This is a genomic window from Zestosphaera sp., from assembly GCA_038727705.1.
Classification (GTDB): Archaea; Thermoproteota; Thermoprotei_A; order Sulfolobales; family NBVN01; genus Zestomicrobium.
Genome location: JAVYVJ010000002.1, coordinates 91,499 through 108,070, shown reverse-complemented (window position 1 = coordinate 108,070; position 16,572 = coordinate 91,499). Strand labels below are relative to the sequence as shown.

Annotated in this window: 15 protein-coding genes and 1 tRNA gene; 5 read left to right on the top strand and 11 right to left on the bottom strand. The window is 52.4% G+C overall.

Translation table 11 applies throughout. The features are described from left to right. Positions 1-38: 38 nt before the first annotated feature. Positions 39-1,328 carry a galactokinase family protein gene (locus QW772_04685; GenBank protein ID MEM0038202.1) on the bottom strand — a complete coding sequence of 430 codons (1,290 nt, stop codon included), beginning with the start codon at positions 1,326-1,328 and terminating at the stop codon, positions 39-41. Beyond that, positions 1,312-2,331, bottom strand: a complete 1,020-nt coding sequence (gene galT / locus QW772_04680) for a galactose-1-phosphate uridylyltransferase (protein ID MEM0038201.1) — start codon at positions 2,329-2,331, stop codon at positions 1,312-1,314. The genes QW772_04685 and galT overlap by 17 nt, the downstream gene beginning before the upstream one ends. A 196-nt stretch (positions 2,332-2,527) precedes the next feature. Here galT and QW772_04675 point away from each other — a divergent pair, with 196 nt between their 5' ends. Next, complete coding sequence (locus QW772_04675) at positions 2,528-3,013, top strand: hypothetical protein (protein ID MEM0038200.1); 486 nt, start codon at positions 2,528-2,530, stop codon at positions 3,011-3,013. 232 nt (positions 3,014-3,245) lie between these two features. On the opposite strand, the gene QW772_04670 is transcribed toward QW772_04675, so the two are convergent. Next, on the bottom strand, positions 3,246-3,764 hold the full coding sequence (locus QW772_04670) for a hypothetical protein (GenBank protein MEM0038199.1): 519 nt from the start codon (positions 3,762-3,764) through the stop codon (positions 3,246-3,248). A 109-nt stretch (positions 3,765-3,873) separates the two neighbouring features. Continuing rightward, positions 3,874-4,179 (bottom strand): hypothetical protein, encoded by a 306-nt coding sequence (locus tag QW772_04665; GenBank protein ID MEM0038198.1) that lies wholly within the window; start codon positions 4,177-4,179, stop codon positions 3,874-3,876. A 440-nt stretch (positions 4,180-4,619) separates the two neighbouring features. Between QW772_04665 and QW772_04660 the strand changes: the two genes are divergently transcribed. From QW772_04660 to QW772_04650, 3 genes are all read left to right on the top strand, one after another. After that, positions 4,620-4,694: transfer RNA gene (locus QW772_04660), tRNA-Val, on the top strand. A 243-nt stretch (positions 4,695-4,937) separates the two neighbouring features. Continuing rightward, positions 4,938-5,195, top strand: a complete 258-nt coding sequence (locus QW772_04655) for a hypothetical protein (protein ID MEM0038197.1) — start codon at positions 4,938-4,940, stop codon at positions 5,193-5,195. Positions 5,196-5,312: 117 nt separating this feature from the next. Then, positions 5,313-8,396 carry an N-6 DNA methylase gene (locus QW772_04650; protein ID MEM0038196.1) on the top strand — a complete coding sequence of 1,028 codons (3,084 nt, stop codon included), beginning with the start codon at positions 5,313-5,315 and terminating at the stop codon, positions 8,394-8,396. A gap of 1,058 nt (positions 8,397-9,454) precedes the next feature. Here QW772_04650 and QW772_04645 read toward each other — a convergent pair. From QW772_04645 to QW772_04615, 7 genes are all read right to left on the bottom strand, one after another. Continuing rightward, entirely contained in the window at positions 9,455-12,331 is a 2,877-nt protein-coding gene (locus tag QW772_04645; protein ID MEM0038195.1) for an Ig-like domain-containing protein, read from the bottom strand. A 232-nt stretch (positions 12,332-12,563) separates the two neighbouring features. Further along, positions 12,564-13,589, bottom strand: a complete 1,026-nt coding sequence (locus QW772_04640; protein MEM0038194.1) for an ATP-binding protein — start codon at positions 13,587-13,589, stop codon at positions 12,564-12,566. A 300-nt stretch (positions 13,590-13,889) separates the two neighbouring features. Next, positions 13,890-14,111 carry a hypothetical protein gene (locus QW772_04635; GenBank protein MEM0038193.1) on the bottom strand — a complete coding sequence of 74 codons (222 nt, stop codon included), beginning with the start codon at positions 14,109-14,111 and terminating at the stop codon, positions 13,890-13,892. After that, positions 14,101-14,268, bottom strand: coding sequence for a hypothetical protein (locus QW772_04630; protein ID MEM0038192.1), 168 nt, complete (start codon positions 14,266-14,268; stop codon positions 14,101-14,103). The genes QW772_04635 and QW772_04630 overlap by 11 nt, the downstream gene beginning before the upstream one ends. Positions 14,269-14,401: 133 nt before the next feature. Then, the gene (locus QW772_04625; GenBank protein MEM0038191.1) at positions 14,402-14,791 is read right to left on the bottom strand and encodes a hypothetical protein; all 390 of its coding nucleotides are present in this window, start codon (positions 14,789-14,791) and stop codon (positions 14,402-14,404) included. A gap of 8 nt (positions 14,792-14,799) precedes the next feature. Beyond that, positions 14,800-15,159, bottom strand: a complete 360-nt coding sequence (locus QW772_04620; protein MEM0038190.1) for a lyase family protein — start codon at positions 15,157-15,159, stop codon at positions 14,800-14,802. Further along, complete coding sequence (locus QW772_04615; protein MEM0038189.1) at positions 15,156-15,365, bottom strand: hypothetical protein; 210 nt, start codon at positions 15,363-15,365, stop codon at positions 15,156-15,158. The genes QW772_04620 and QW772_04615 overlap by 4 nt, the downstream gene beginning before the upstream one ends. 200 nt (positions 15,366-15,565) lie before the next feature. Here QW772_04615 and QW772_04610 point away from each other — a divergent pair, with 200 nt between their 5' ends. Continuing rightward, positions 15,566-16,564 (top strand): D-cysteine desulfhydrase family protein, encoded by a 999-nt coding sequence (locus QW772_04610; protein MEM0038188.1) that lies wholly within the window; start codon positions 15,566-15,568, stop codon positions 16,562-16,564. Positions 16,565-16,572 lie beyond the last annotated feature (8 nt).

The following is a 16,572-nucleotide window of genomic DNA, read 5'->3' as shown; positions in this document are numbered from 1 at the left end:
AACCCGGCACGGACCACCATGCTTTCGTCTCGATGGTTTTACGCTTCAAACCTGCTTTCATACTCCACCTTAACCCCCTCGCCCTCCCTGACGATCCAGGCCCCTCTCACTAAGTCTCTAACCCTGCTGACTACCTCGTGACCTACCTGCGGTGTGTCGATTAACGCGAACATAGAGCCTCCCAGCCCTGCCCCCGAGATCTTAACTCCCAGAGCTCCACCCTCTAGGGCTTTCTCCCTTATTAACTCCAACTGAGGGAGGCTGACGTCGTATAGGTCTCTCAGTAGGGCGTGCTGGTAGTTTATTACTCCCCCTAGGAGCTTCAGCATGTTGTTGCTGGTCTTGGAAGCCACTTCCAGACACTCACGGCACTCCCTAACGAGGAAGTCCCCTACCTCGCTCATAACGGATTCGGAAGCGTTCTCCAGAAGTTTTAAGGCGAGGTTTGTTGAGGTGTTCATCTTCAGGGTGAAGAGGATCCTCCTCCTTGACACGCTGCTCACCCTCTCGACATGCGGTCTGAGCTCTTCTAGGGTGAGTCTCTGCCAGTCTGTCTCATAGACGTCTTCACTCAGCCGTCTCCTCAATTCTTGCGGGAGGTCTGGTCTGGAGAGGATTTCCCTGATTCCTTTACTGAGTTCACTTATCCTCACTGGATGGACTTCCCTAGTAGAGTGTCTGATTCCCGAGTCTAGAACAACGAATGAGAGCCCCAGACCTCTGAAGGTCCTCGTGTTGAACGAGGGCTTCGTCTCTACCAAGGTCACGCCACCCATGGTGGAGCCGTACTGATCCAGCCTACCGCAGGGAATTCCCACCACGTCGTGCTCGCTACGGTACGCCAGCTCAGCTATTTCGTGAAGGCTCAGTGAATGATTGAACAGCCTGGTCAATGAGGCAATGGCCGCCACCTGCAGCGCTGCACTGCTGGCGAGGCCCGAAGCCATCGGCACGTCGCTGTCGATAAGCATGTGGAAGTTGCTCATCCTTACCCCCGTCTCCCTCAAGGACATCACGACAGATCTGATGTAATCACCGAAGAACCCCCTCCCCCTCAACCTAACCTCCTCAAAGTTGAAGGAGTCAATGCAATCACCCGACTCAACGCAGATATTAAGCGACACAACCCTTGAACTCCCACCACTCCTGGCTACAGCCACATAAGCCCTTCTATCTATGGCTACCGACACGACCGGGAGGCCTTTGTAGTCTTGATGCGTGTTCAGGAAGTCCAACCGTCCGGGGGCTGAGGCGATCACCTCCGGCTCCAGGTTAAATAACTCCCTGAACCTCCTCTTCACGAGCGACACTTTAGAAGCACTTGCCAATAATACCACCTACCATTCCAACACCCTCCCTACAGGCATCCCTCAACTCCTCCGCTCTCTCCTCCGGAGCTCCGTCATATGTGAAGACCCAGAACCCCTGCTCTATCCCGGCTGCGTACTTCAACCTCCCTCTATCCCTATAGGGTTGGTAGAATTCCACGTGGAAGTGATAGGCGTGGCTGCCCTTAGACGGATGGTCGTGGAAAACCATAATATATGGCGCATCCCTGCCAAGCAACTCAGTGTAGGTTGCCGTCACTGCCCGCAGGACGTCTGCGAGGAACCTCACGCTGGAGGCGTCAAGGTCTCTCAGACTCCTCACGTGACCCCTCGGGCAGACGTGGATTTCGTAAGGCCACATAGCGTAGTACGGTAGTAGCGCCGTGAATTGCTCGTTCTCGTACACGACCCTGGCTCCAGCCCGCCTCTCATAATCAAGGATATCGCACAGAAGACAACCACCACCAATCCTGCGGTACTCCTCGAAGGCGTTTAGCTCCGCCTGAATCCTGGGCGGCGTGAAGGGAAGGGCGTAGATCTGAGAGTGGGGGTGAGTAAGTGAGACACCTACCTCCCTACCCTTATTCTTGAATACCGCTACATACTCAACGTACTCCAGTCTGGACAATCTAGCGCTCTCACTCCTGTAGGTCTCAACCACCTCAGCAACGTGTTCGAGACTCAGCGTGTGAAAATCCCCTTCATGCTCAGGCGTCTCGACAACCACTAATGAGGCGCCCTGTGCCTCTCTGGCTTCATACGCCCTAAACACGGGCTTCAAGGGGTGGGGAGGCTCAGGCACGAGGGCTGGGTACTTATTGGACAGAACAGTGACCTTCCATCGATCAAGGTGTCCCAGCTCCGGGGCACCCGGGCAGAACGGACATGCAACACCACCCTCCACCCCCTTGTCCGGCCTCCACGGTCTGGTAGCTCTGTGTGGTGACACGACAACCCACTGCTTAATCAAGGGATTCCACCGCAACTCATGCAAACAACCCACACCCACACGGAATCAATGCTCCCGTCCATAATATAATTCATTGTCGCCGTGAAGAGGGTGTGGTGACGCTTCCCCCAGGGGGTTGGACTGCGCGGCTCCATGAGGTCCGCTGTGCCGGAGGCGTTAGCAATTAAACTCTCTTTCTGTGAGTCATTCTTTTAAACACTATCTCTAAGCCTGAGATGAGGTGATGCAGGTGAGTGGGAAGAAGTTGGCGGTTGCGGTGCTGGTGATAGCTGTAGTCGCAGTCGTTTCGACCGGCATCTACATGGTTAGTGCGAGAACGTTCCGTAGCAACGGCGCTGAGTCCACGACCATCACTGCAGGCTATCCACCACCTCCTCTGAAGAACCAAAGCAACGTCAAACAAGGGCTCTTCTGGCATGGTAAAGGATTTGTGGAGGTAAGTCCGGAGTACAACTCAACCGTAATTAAAGTCCTAGAGTCTAGTGAAGAGGCCTCAGAGCTGTTGAGGGAAGGCTATCGCGTGGTGGCGATTAAACCGATTATAAAGGCATACGTAAGCGGGGACGGGTCAGTGGTCTTCAATGCATTGCAGTCTATAGTCATCCTCAGAAAGGACGACGCAGTGCGAACGTTCCTAGTAGATATATCCAGCAACACTGCAACACCGCTGAATGAAAGAACTCCATGCAAGTGTGTGCAGTCCGTAAGGCGTTAAAACCAACCTCACACAACTTTTTATTTTCCAGTCGCCCCCACCCTGACGACGTGTAGGGATGTCTGGATCCCCAACCTAAAGATGGGTTCCCAGCGCTTCAGCAGCTCCCTAATCCCCCCATCAGTCTAGCCATACGGCCAGCAGGAAACCCTAGACACAGAATTAATTAGGTCCTGCGGATGTTCACGCGCCCTGCTCTACCAAAGCAATCACGAGCGAAAGCCGCCGCGAGTTAAGGCCAGTTTCCAACACGACAATGTCTTACCTTGATGATGTTAGCGGTCAACAGAATTACCGCGAGCGACAGCATTAACACGCCCACTAACAGTATTGTTAAAAGCCAACTGACAGGGAGCATTATTGCTAAACGCCTCAGCGTACTGTCGCTTGTTCTCCTGGCAAGCTCCCTTAATGGGTGGATGAGCAACAGCAGTCCTATGAGGGTGCTGATCCACGGTATGATCAGCAGTGTTAAGTAGGATCGGCTGATTATCGACATCAAGACCTTAATGTTGGCGTTCCAGTCCGGCAGGTGTAGGGCGAATCCCGCTGAGAACGTGAGCAAGGCTATTAGCGTACTTAACATGGATAAGGTTACTCGACTTCTCCACGGCAGGGCGATTTTCATGAACTGCATGTAGAATGCTAAGAGGCCGACTGCCGTCATAGCTACAGAGAGAAGGAACGCGGTCAGTCCAGGCACGATCATAAGCCATAAGCCAAGCAGGACGAGTAGGAGGCCGGTCTGCATTAACGCTACGTCTACTCCGTACTTGTTTGAGTTTGTTTTGAGCAAGTGCGCTAAATACGTGAGTGCACCAGCATATAGTAACGTTGCGTAAATACCGTGTAGAATGTGGTTAAGGTATGGCGTCGTAAAGAATGTTGACTTGCGCTGGATATAGTGGCATCATTTCACTGTAGAGCGGTGCATCGTAAAAAGTGTGAAGAAGCCATCCAACAACCCCCGCCACGACGTAGCCCTTCACACCGAAGGACTTGACTACAAGCGCTAGGCTCTCGTAGATGGACTTAAGCCGTCTGTCAATAAAGTACATAATAACGCCCACAAGTAATCCGCCAGGAATGGATGCAAGGACTGTGTGAAGGTAGCCGTGAAGAGGGTAACGCGGTAAGACTCCAGTTAACACTAGTAAGGGTTCCAAATCAACAACTATGCTTGCGACTACGAGCGTTGGCCAGTGAACCCTCCGCCAAAGGATACGGCCTAAAGCGAGTGCAGGTCCTAAATGATACAGCGTAAATGGCATATATACCACACGTTTTCCTACTAAATTTAGCTGCGTTAATTACATTATAACTCCACAACGTTTTACAATGTCTATAGCTCATATCACGTGGGGGTTGTAGGGTTTGGGTTTGGAGGTGTCTGATGGTGTTAGGTGGTTGCTCTTCGTGTACGCTACTAAGGTTAAGGGTGTGAGGTACGGTGAGCTAGGCATAACTCCCGCTATGGGCAACATGATTAAGAACGGGAGGCGTAGGGTGAGTGATGAGGTGCTGGAGAGGCTGCTAGCTAGGCTGACGGCTAAGGATCTGCTGGACGTGGTGAAAGCTTTAAAAGTCAGCGACGAATCTATTGAGGGGGCCCGTCGTCTAGCCTGGTTAGGACGCCGCCCTGACACGGCGGAGGTCCGGGGTTCGAGTCCCCGCGGGCCCACTCCTCAAGCTTCTTGCAAGGGCCTATGTAGATGAATTTCTTCTTGCCGTTTAGGTACACGACTTTGTAGAGGTAGTATTTCCCCTTAACCTTCATCACGGTGTAGAATACTTTTTTATCACCTACTAATTATTACCTACTCAGATTTTTATGTGTTGATGTCAGGTGAGGTTATAACGTGTTCATTAAAACATATTAGTTTCTTCATGAGTATTTCTAGTAGAGACTCTATGGTGGTTATCTTTGGGTGGTCTCCTTAGGAGGGCGCTGGCAAGACTCGCGCACGCGTACGACTTGTGGCACTCAGAACTCTACTTAATAGTAGCTGACGAGAAAGACCTCAAGAGAGCGAGAAAGCTGGTCGAGCCGAGACTGAGTGGTGCTTTCACGAAGATCAAGAACAAGCTCACAATACTAAGCCCCACCACCCTGGCTAGAATACATGAGTGCCTAAGCGAGGAGGGACTAGACGAGGTTGTAAGGCGGTTGTCTAGGAGGTGAAGCGAGGTAGCGTACGCGAGAACAGAGTACGATGTTCAGCAGAGGATCCTCACCATACTGGAGGACTTCGCTAAGAGGAGCCTGAAGTTCAGTGGAGTCTCAATTGCGCGTGTAGTGTTGAACTACGAGGTTGAGTACTATGGACACAAGCGCTACCCAGACATAGCGGTGTTTGTAGAGGGTGAGAAACCGCTACTGCTAATCGAGACCAAGAAGAAGTATGAGAAAGGGAGTACCTACAGAGCCGAGCGTAAGTTTCACGTAACCTCCGAGGAGGTGCTAGGGCAGGTCTTCAGCTATGCCGCTATACTGAAGTCTAAGAACATTTATGTGCCGTTCGTCGCTACCGCCAACGATAGGCAAATAGCTGTCTTCCAGGTGCCTGAAGACATAGACAAGCACGTCAATTGGGAAGCTATACGCGAGCGCGACTACGGTAGAGTTCTCGGGGTAGGCTACATCTACGGCACTCTAAGACCGAACTACATGCTGATGCATAAGCCCATAAGGTTCAGCAATGAGTTCTTCGCAGAGTTGCTGGATAAGCTCGCAGGTCTTTATGTCGAGAAGTACAGGCTAGAGGAGGTCAAGCAAGAGCTCTCGTGGATTCTTATAGAAGACCTGAGAGGCTTCGTAGACACGTTATCTCCGTTTGTCCTGGACGCCATAGCTCCTGGCGGTAGGTACAGTAGTCGATGGGAGCAGAGAGTTGAGTCTTACGCTCAGGCGAAGGGCTATAGACCAGCTCCAGAGCAGTTAGCCCGCGAGATGGTGTATGTTCTCCTGAACAAAATAGTCTTCTATAAGGTGCTGGAGAGGCACTACAAGGGTTTGCCGAAGCTAGAGTCTCTTTACTCGAAGGGCTACGTGAGGAGTGTTAACGAATACCTCAATAGACTGAGAGACTTATTCAAAAAGGCTATCGAGATAACGAATGACTTCGAACCAGTATTCAAGACGGGTATATACGATGAAATCGAGTGCGTTGAGAGTAATGAGGTCCTTAGCCTCCTGGACTGGCTGATTACGCTAATTGAGCAGTACAGGATAGAGAAGCTTGGAGACGTCGTTGGCTACATATACGAGGAGCTGATACCGCCTGAAGAGAGACATCAGCTCGGTCAGTTCTACACGCCTAAGCCAATAGCAGAGCTAATAGTGAAGTGGTGTATCAGAAGTCCTGACAACAAGGTGCTGGACCCAGGCTGTGGTTCCGGAACATTCCTAGTTGAAGCTTACAAGAAGTTGGCAGAGCTCAAGCTTAAGAAAAAATATGAAGAAATGAGGTTTGTATCTGGCGATGTGCACAAGCAGATACTAGACCAGCTGTACGGGGTCGACATAAACGAGTTCCCAGCACACGTCACGGCGATGAACTTAGCTATGAGAAATCCAAAGGAGCCCAGCAACATAACCAACATTGTCGTGGAGGACTACTTCGCCATAGCTCCAGGGCAAAAGAGGCTTACACCATACAAGGTGAAAACAGCAGAGGGGGAGAAACCAGTCGAGATAGCCTTCGAAGACTTCGACGCTGTCGTGGGCAATCCTCCCTACACCAGGTGGACTGAGATTCCAGGTAAAACTCAGAATCTGATACTGAGACTGAAATGCCGATGCCACAGAAACACCATATCTGAGTACGAACTAAGCCCCCAGGTTTCTCGAGGAGTTGAGCCCGGAATCTACGTCTACTGGATCATGCACAGCGCGGGCTTCCTGAAGGATGGTGGAAGACTAGGCATGATTATCTCGGACAGCTGGCTTCAAACAGACTACGGTGTGAACTTCGGTAACTTCCTGCTGGACCACTTCAAGATCAAAGCCTTAATCGATATCTCATCCAGAGTATTCCCTGTACCATTGATCGGCACCTGCATACTGCTACTCGAGAAGTCCACTAACCAGAAGGAGCGCGAGGATAACAAAGTCGTCTTCATGTACCTAGATCTGGGCGAGAGCAGGGAGCTTGCAGTCAACGAAGTCTTAGACGCCATCGAGAACCCCGAGAAGTACAAGAACAAGTACTACATCAGGGTCTTAAGACAGGGGAATATAACGAGAGACAAGAAGTGGATAAACCTCCTTTTCGATGCAAGCACCATACTAGACGAGCTGAGGAAAAGAACCATTAAAATGGGAGAGCTGTTTGAGGCTGGCCGAGGTAACACGATCTGGTCGATATGGGCTATTAAGCACGGTAAAAGACCCGATTTAGGTGCTAATGAGTTCTTCTACATGGACGAGGGTCGGGTTAAGCAGTATGGCTTATGGGAATACGCTTATCCAGCCCTGGTGAGTGCAAGATTCACCAGGTGGTTTACCTTCACCAAGGATGATTGGGAACAGTTAAAGCAGAGTGGTTCTAAGTGCTACGTGTTCATGTGCCATGAACAAAGGAGGAAGCTCTCGGAGAACGTTAAGAGGTATATTGAGTGGGGGGAGACCTGGTGCACCACGACAATTAGGGGAACTAGAGGTGGTGGAAAAATATGTAGTCAGGCCCAGGCTTGCCAGGAAAGGGAGAAGAGGAAAGACCTCTTCTACGGGTGGTACGACCTCGGAGGCGTTAAGGAATCGCCGATATTCACGCCGTATTATGCGCGATACTATCATAGGTTCACGTTAATGGAGTTTCAAGTGATGCTAGATGCGGACTTTATAGCGTTTATACCAAAGGAGAACATATCGGTGGATAGGTTGAAAGCTCTCCTAGTTTACTTAAACTCGAGCTTCGTTAAACTCTACATAGAATCTATGGGGAGAACACCTGGTGCTGTTGGACCGATAGCTCTTGAGGTTAGTCAAGCCGAGGAGATGCCGACTTTAGATGTTAGGAGGCTTAGTGAGGATGACCTGGAGCTTCTGTCTTCTCTCTTCGATAAGCTAGAGGCTGAGGCTCGTAGACTCGGTGGTGCCGATAAGCGTGAGAACGTTGAGAAGCTCTGGGACACCGTAATCAAGGAAATAGATGAAGTGGTTGCGGGGATACTCGAGTTGCCACAGGAGGTAGCTGAAGCCGCGAAGACCCTCTCTAAAACCATGATGGAGAGGAGGTTACAGAGAGCCGAGGAAGCCAGACCAGGAGCTCTCAAAGGAGAGGAGGCATCGGAAATCGGGTTACCCAAGAAGACGGCGAAAAAGAAGGAAAAAGCACCTGGGGGAAAACACGTAACGCTGGATAAGTTCACGAAGAAGTAGACTCGGGAAATTGGAAAATGGTTACATATTGCTTTAGCTTTCGTTTTGCTTCTTAAGAGTAAATCTAGCAGATGTCAGCCCCGTGCTCGAGTAGAGCCTTGATTAAGCTATGCGTGTTTCACTTACGTAAGAGCTAAACTTCTCAGTGGTAGTTCGTGATATACGCTCTCATCTCTTATCTCTTAACACTTGAGCATCAATAACTGTGAATGGTGTAGTCAACCAGTATAACTAGAAAGAAAAAAGAAAAGCTAGGAGAGGGTAGTTTATTTTTCATCAGGCTCGACTATCCTCCTTCCTTCAAATCAGTAGATTACTCCTGCGATTACCCAGCGAGTTATCGTGCTTATGAGGATGAGGAGCAGAGTACCTTATAACCTAGTACAGAGGTTGTTCTTCCAGAGGGTGCCTACGAGGTTAAATACACCTTCATCTGCGGAGAGTGCAGTTGCGAGGACTCATTCAAGATTACGTCCCCTAAGTCTCTACCAACGGGTCCCAAGAGGCCCAGCACACTGAAGCTCGGGTAGCCTTATGAGTGACTTGTTCGCGAAGATTAGGAGGGTTTTCGGGGATTACGCCGTAGATAAGAGCTACTCCAGGTTGCTGAGATTTCTAAGCTTCCTGGGTTCGTTGCCGAGTACACGGGCAGGATATACGCTGCCTGACCCCTCCCTGACTCCCCCTAGCCAGCCACCTGGCCCGCCCGTAGGAGGGACTCGCCCCTGTTCTTTTTTCTTTTGTGGGTTAGGGTGTTGCGGGCGCCTTCCAGTTCCTCCCTGTTTGGGTGTCAGGCGCCTGTACCCTCCTGTCACTCGCTAATCAGGTCACGGGGGAGATGAGGGGGGTCTCCCCCTCCACTACTCAGGTAGAGTCTGGCTTACTTACGGGTGAACTGGGGAGGTGATCACGCGTGAACAGGGAGTCCTGTTACGTGCCTGTTTGAGTGAGTCGTCTCTCTTAACGTAATCGAGACTCTACGTAAACAGCAGAAAATTTCAGCTGAAGACTCGGCATCGGGTCGTAAACACCGTTAAGAAGGGGGAGGGGAGTCAGGACTACTTCCTGCTTTTGAGGATGACTAAGGCCGCGACTGCTAACGCAATAGACGCTATTGCGAGCATCGCTTCGCCTGGGAGGGATTGCGGTCCTGCCGTGCTCGTCTCTGCAGGCGTCCGTGTTCCAGGCTCCACTTCTTTGGAGAGGTATATACTCAGTGTTGAGCTTTCCTGCGTTAGCTTGTAAGCGATCCTCGCCAAAACCACGTCAGCCGTTGTTTGGTCAATCCTTTCAATTGTTGCGGGCCTCCCGTCAACGGTGGCCAAGCTGACCACCATGTTGAGTTGCTTAGGAATCGCGAGGATCGCGTACCCTGCACCCCCCACCTCTCCCTCCACCACGAGCCTTAGCTCGCTCGGTAGCTTGGATTTATCTAATTCCTTAACGCTCGTGTTCGTCGTTATTATGATCTCCACGGGCTCAGGGCTTAATAACTTGATGGTGTAGGTGTACACCTTCGACTGTTCAATCTGGGAGACGTAGCCGTAGGGAGCTAACCTCCACGCCGCCATGATCGACGAGTTCACCGCCACGAACACGAAGACGTCCGCATCCATAAACACTGAACCGCCTAAACCAACCTTATACATCGGAGTGTAATTCCCCAACAGTTCCGCCAACCCGTGCACCCCCCTATCGTCTACTGTGACGAGGTAGAGCGCTAGCCTGGAGCCGTTGACGCGGTGGTCACGCCCCGACAGAACCACCCCCTCACCCACCTTACCAACCGATGATATGAGTGCGTAGTTGGCGAATGGAACGGGCTCCAGATCCAGGAGGGCTCCCTCAACAATCCCTGCGTTCCTCAAGGACCTCTCCACGTTCGGGTTGCCCACGCGCACCCAGGAAACCGCCAGCCTTGCGGGCTGGTCCTTCACCACGTTCACTAACCCTCCAAGCCTGAAGACCAGCAATCCCCTTTTAGGTGGGTAGCCTCCGTCCCACCCGCTTAACGGAGTGAACAAGAGAGTGCCGTTCGCCAGGTAGAGTCTCCCCGAACCGCCGTCATAGTAATCCACGTTTATGTCGTTCGTGTAGAGCACTGCCTCACCCACGTACTTAGCACTGACCCTCCGACCGTCCACGTAGAGCGGGACCTCACTCAACCCCGCCCCACTCCAATCAATCGAGGCATTGCCGTAGAGGTAGGCGCTGAACACCTTCCCCTGATATGTGAGGTGGTCGGGCAGGGTTGCCGCAGTAGCTGTAGGCATTACGTAGTAGAACGGGGGCACGGTCTGAGCCCTTTCCTCAGTGGAGAACCACATGACGTACGGTTTAACTATGTTTGTACCGTCACTGCCTCTAATCCTCTGCGTTAGCTCGATGACGTACGTGCTACCGTACTCAAGGTGGTAGTTTGGATAGATGAGCAGCACGGTGTTGTTTCGGCTCAGCCTGTACCTGAAGTACTCCAGGAAAGGCCTTCCAACACCGTTCAGGCGGACAGCTATGGAGTCATCGTGAGGTGGTAGGGACGCCTCAGATATGGACTTATCGAAGACCACCGATATACTGTCCGTAGCCCTATACACCCCGCCTTGAGGCAGCTCCGAGATCACTTCAGGCACGTTGAAGTAGTCGAGGACAACGCCGCCTAAGTGCACGCCGCCGTGATCTAGCCTCCAGACCCTGGTCCCGAAGTACGTGTCAAGGAAGTTCTGCCATGGGGGCTCTCCGCAGAAGTTTATGATGTTGGATGACAGCAGGGTGGACTCAGCGATCCCCACGAAATGCGTCCATAGGTTAACCCTCTCACCGGACTTGTAGTCTATGTAGGTGTTGTTGAGCACGACCCTCCTGCTCCCGTTCACTATCTCGTCATACCCTAGACTCCAGAATATCTCCGCCCACTCCACTATCTGAGCGATGAACGGTATGGACTTCAGCACGGCCTTCCCCGCGGCGGACGTTACGAACTCAGCCCCGTAGTCGGTGATCAGGTCGAGTAACACGTCCTCAACACGCCCCTCCACGAAGCGGGTGGCCAGCTCGGGCAAGCCCTCACCGCCGCTTAAGTAGAAGAGCGTCACGAAGTCTTGGTCTGACACGATCTTGTCTAAGCTACTAGCCTGCTCGACGCCGACGTCCAGCTTAATCCTGTACTTCCCCCCGCCTGCGAAGCTCACAGGAGCTATGTTGAAGCCTCCCATATAGCCAACATCGAAGTATATGTCAGCCACACCCCCCATGTCCGGCACGAAGGACATGATGTGATACGCTGAAATGCTGCTCGTGTGAGACGCCGGACAACCCCTAGTTCCACAAGACAGCGCCGCAACCCTCAACTCATTGCCTACAGCGCCTGCGGTGGTCATGTAGGTGGTGCCGTAGGTACCGCCCTCATCCCTCTGAGCCCAGTAGAGCGTCGTCATGTTCAAAGGTTCCACCCACGACCTCGCGGTGTCTAGCTTGGGGAACCCGCGCTCCGAGTGAAGCTCCAACTCAACGGAGTCCAGGTACGTGGTCTCCGGGAGTATGTAGTACACCACATGCAGGCCCCTCGCCGTGCCCTTCCCGTCATTCTCGTAGCCTATTCTACTGTACCCGACGAGGTATCTCCTGAACCCAGCCGACGGATCGGGGACCGCTGCAACATCACCGTAGACAATGACCTTAACCCAGTCGCTGTTAACATCGCCTGAGGAATCCATGTATAGAACGAGCTTCACAGCATTGGCCACGTCCCCCACATGGAAGCTGTACCTAGAGCTGCTAACACCCTCGAAGGAAGTCTCCCACGCGGAGGACCCGCCAGCACGACCGTAGGCCGAGGTCCTGCAGAATGCTACGATGATGGATGAAGTCAAGCTAAGGAATGTGAGGATTAGGAGGAGCAAGCATAAAGTTAATCCCCTCAACATAATCCTGACCATATCACTACTGTAATATACCTTAATAAAGAATTACGCACGTCGCTGACAGGCACGTGCTTAATCCGGCATCACCGAACGCCGTGGCGAGCGCCCACAGCCAGGGAGTCCTCTCAGCAAGTGGGGCCCCATGAGTCAGGTGGGAAGGCAATATAGCGTGTCTCAGCGGATCTAAAAACACTGCGGCAAATTCTCTTTCCCAATAAACCGACTTTTAAATCCATTCATGCCCTACTTACTTAAGCCGTGTGGCCGCCTCTTTATACACCGGGTCGAGGAACTCATAGCTGCCTATTATGCTGAGCTTTTCCAGCTTGTCGATGATCCTTGAGAGGGTGGACTTCGGCATCGCGACGCCGCTGTGTTCTAAAACGTAGTCCCTCACAGCACTCCAGCTCTTGCAACCGGAGGCTATGGCCTTCAATGCCATTTTTTCACGCGGGCCCAGCTTCTCGAGTTCCTCACGTGAAAGCTGAATCGCCATCTCCTTTAAACTTCTGAGGTCTCGGAAACCATCAACGTACCTCCTACCGAACAATACAAGCCATCCGACAACCCCATCGAAGAACTCCACGGACTCCTCGACTACTTCCTCAGGGGGCTCCACCCCTTCCTCCCTAAAACCCCTCACGAGGAACTCCACGGACTCCTCCCGCGTGAACCTCCTCACCACGACCTCATGCAAGTGCCTGCCGTACAGCGGGGATGAGGGATCCCCCGCCTTAAGGAAGTCTCTGAGCATCCCCATCTCAGAGCCAGCTACGATGAAAACTATGTTCTCTAGGTTATCGTATGCGTACGCTAGAGCACCTCTGATCTCTGCCGAGAGCGGTGGCCTAGCCGTCTGGACCTCGTCCAGAGCCACGACGAACTTCTCTTTTTTCTTATTAAGCTCTTCGAGTAGCCCAATAAAGCTAATCGAGTCCCTCCCCCTCCATTTTATCTCAACCGAGAACCCAGAGACGCTTATGCCACGGATCCCCTCTAAGAATTTCTTTATTCTGCGTGAGGACTCGTTAAGGGCGTCCGATACCCTGAACTCAAGGTCACTTCTCCTATATACCCCACGTACATCGATATACACTCCACTTACTTCATTGAGAAACGTCTTTAATAAGCTCGTCTTCCCAACACGTCTTATCCCCATGAGGACTGTTAAGGGATAGCCACGCTCTAGAGCTCTATGGAGCACGTCGAGCTCTTCTTCCCTGTCGAAGAGCTCACTCCTTAAGGACTTCGGTCTCAGGTCGAAGAGGCCCAAGGTTCCGCACCAGAACTAAGTTCCGCACCAGAACTAATAAATCGTTATTCCCGAGAATAAGTGAAGATGTAGTGCTGATATTTCATTGAAGATGGTTCTAATGACTGGGGGGCGTGATCCTCAACACGCAATGGAACTCCAGATAATCAGGTAATTTTAGGAATGGTATTGGGCGGCCGCCGGCGATCTTGGAGGCTTGGCGCTACGGGGTTATGGGCCGCCATAGCGCTCTCTGAAGCAGTTGGTGGGGGTGACTCCCTACGTGTGGGTTGGGAAGGGTGGGTGGAGTCTGTGATGAGGTTAGTCGGATGTGAGGACGTACTTCCTTAGGAATATCTCAACCTCCTTCCTCAGGGGGTGTTGTCCTCCAACGTACGTCTCACAGAAGGACAAGAGGCCTGAGAGTCTTATGGTCTCGATTCTTGCTTCCTCATATAGCGTGACCAGCCTGAAGTGGAGGGAGGCAGCTCTCGATGAGAGATCCAGCAGGAGCCTCCTAAGAGCGGCCTCCTCACAGTCCATGGGAGTTGGCCTCAATACATTTCTTAAACACTCCCTGCAGTTCGTAGATCCTGGCCAAATCCTTCTCAACCATTGTTATCCTCTCCTCAAGAGCCTTAATTAAGATCCTCACTTTCTCAACCCTCTCCTCAAGATCGCGAGCCTCCTGATCCTGCACGTAGCTGTCCCCTAAGGTGTGAGGGGTACTTAAATTTAAATTTACATGGCTGGGAACCTCATGCCCTGAGGAGCGGGCTTCCAGCTATGGGCGGGCCTCCTGAATCTAAGGGTGAACGGTATTTCACTTCAGCTCAGCGTGACCCGCTCAGTTTTGACCTGTACAGCTCCACCTCCCTCTCAGCCATGCTTAAGTAGGTCAAGACACTCTCGCTACTCGTAGAGCCTTTAACGGGTCTTAACAGCACTGCGTCCTCATAGCTTAGATTTATTCCGTACTTAGCTCTGACCGCCTCATAGAGTTCAACAGCTTCTCTCGAGTTCCTCACGAGTTCGGCCATCTCCTCATAGACCTCCCTGTAGGGCCTTCCTGACCTAATAGTTATTAACTCGGCCAGCTCTGACGCAAGCACTGGGTAATTCCTCAGATCCCTCATAACCGATTCACTGTTGACTTCCAGCTTCTCAACCACGTCCGTGAGGATCTCTACAGTCTCCGCTGTGTTCTGGAGAACCTTGAACACGTGCTTGTCTATTCTTGGAGGTCTAGGCTGTAGCCTGAGGGGAGGCCCTTCAGTACCGATAGAGATGCGACGAGGTGTCCTGTTGCTTCAGCCGCCCTCGTCCTCACGACCTCCAAGGTCACGGGGTTCTTCTTGTGGGGCATGATACTGCTTGTGGCCAGGTGCTCGCTTGGCAACCTGACGTAATTCAGTTGTGGCATGGAGTAAATTATCAGGTCCTCAACAATCCTTGAGAGGAAGGTAAGTAGCGACGTGTCGAGGGCCATAGTCAGCGTTATAAAGTCCCTGCCGCCTGAGGCGTTGAGCGTGTTGTAGACCACCCCGCCGAATAGGTTGGAGGCCACTCTCTCCCTGATGATGGGGGTCATAACCCCCCAACCCCTGTACCACTGCAGAGGTCAACCAGCCTAAGCTCTCTCCTCCCGCCCACGAGCTCCTTAAACCACGTGTGCTCAATGACTCTCTTGAACTCGGAGACCGTGTCTTGATACCTCCTAGAACCTTCAGGCGTGGAGGGGTCCTCAACCCAGGGAAACACCCTGTACAGCCTCTCTAAGTACTCACTCCTCGGCAAAAATCACCAATAGTAATGCATATCAGATCTTAAAACTTGAATCTCTTTCAGTTACCTCATTGTAATCGATGAGGGGATCTCTGAGGAGATCCCTCCGCTATGCAACGTTTGCATATCTCCTAGTAACACACGCTCACTGACTGATAGGAGTCCCGCGTTTTTAACTCCTGCCGCTATTATTACTTGTGCGGGGCGGGAGCTTGATCGGGAGGATATTGTCTTTCCCACGCTTCAGGTTAACGTCTCTGCCCACGCCAATGGAGGAAGCTCCTAAACTGGGTAGGAAGCTCAGCGTGGAGCTGTGGGTTAAGAGGGACGACGTCATGGAGCTCGTCATGGGGGGCAATAAGGTCAGGAAGCTGGAGTTCATACTGGCTCACGCACTGTCATGCGGGCGCGACGTACTCGTGACAATGGGTGCGTACCACTCAAACCACGCGAGGCTGACGGTCGCGGCTGCCAGGAGGGCTGGCCTGGACGCCTACGTGGTGCTGTACAGGCACCTGCCAGACATCCCTCCGGAAATGCAGGGCAATATACTGCTGGAGCGCCTGCTTGACGGGAAGATAGTCTATGCTGAGTCCGCGAAGGAGGCCGAGGAACTCATGGGTAAGGTGGCCAGAGACCTTGAGGCCGAGGGCAGGCGTCCGTACGTGATCCCGGCAGGCGGAGCCAGTGAGTACGGCGTGCTGGGGTACGCTCTAGCCGCTCTGGAGATCGTTCAGCAGTCCCTTGAGAGGGGGTTCAGGCCGGACTACATCGTACACGCGTCCGGCACGGCCGCAACGCAGGCAGGACTCGTCCTCGGGCTGAAGCTCCTAGGCATGGATGACGTCAGGGTTATAGGTATATCTAGCGGCCGCAGGGCGAGCGTCATTGCTGAGCACGGAGTGGAGCTGGTCAGGTCCGCAGGCAGGCTACTGAACGTAGACTTGCACATCTCGGCAGACGACTTCACAGTCTACGATCAGTACACGTTCGGGGGGTACGGCGTCATAACTAGGGAGGTCGTTGAGACGATGAGGACTGTGGGGTCGTTGGAGGGGCTTCTGCTGGATCCAGTGTACACAGCTAAAGGCATGTACGGACTCATGGACCTAGTTAACAGGGGAGAGATCAAAGGGAAGGTAGTGTTCATACACACAGGAGGAACTCCGATAGTATTCCAATATGCTGACGTAGTCTCAGCATTCATGTGAGTAAGAGG

What these genes read in the sequence shown, in the direction of transcription:
- QW772_04670 (MEM0038199.1), bottom strand. Translation starts at nt 3,764, where the DNA reads ATGCAGACCGGCCTCCTACTCGTCCTGCTTGGCTTATGGCTTATGATC.
- QW772_04645 (MEM0038195.1), bottom strand. Translation starts at nt 12,331, where the DNA reads ATGGTCAGGATTATGTTGAGGGGATTAACTTTATGCTTGCTCCTCCTA.
- QW772_04635 (MEM0038193.1), bottom strand. Translation starts at nt 14,111, where the DNA reads ATGGACTGTGAGGAGGCCGCTCTTAGGAGGCTCCTGCTGGATCTCTCA.
- QW772_04620 (MEM0038190.1), bottom strand. Translation starts at nt 15,159, where the DNA reads ATGACCCCCATCATCAGGGAGAGAGTGGCCTCCAACCTATTCGGCGGG.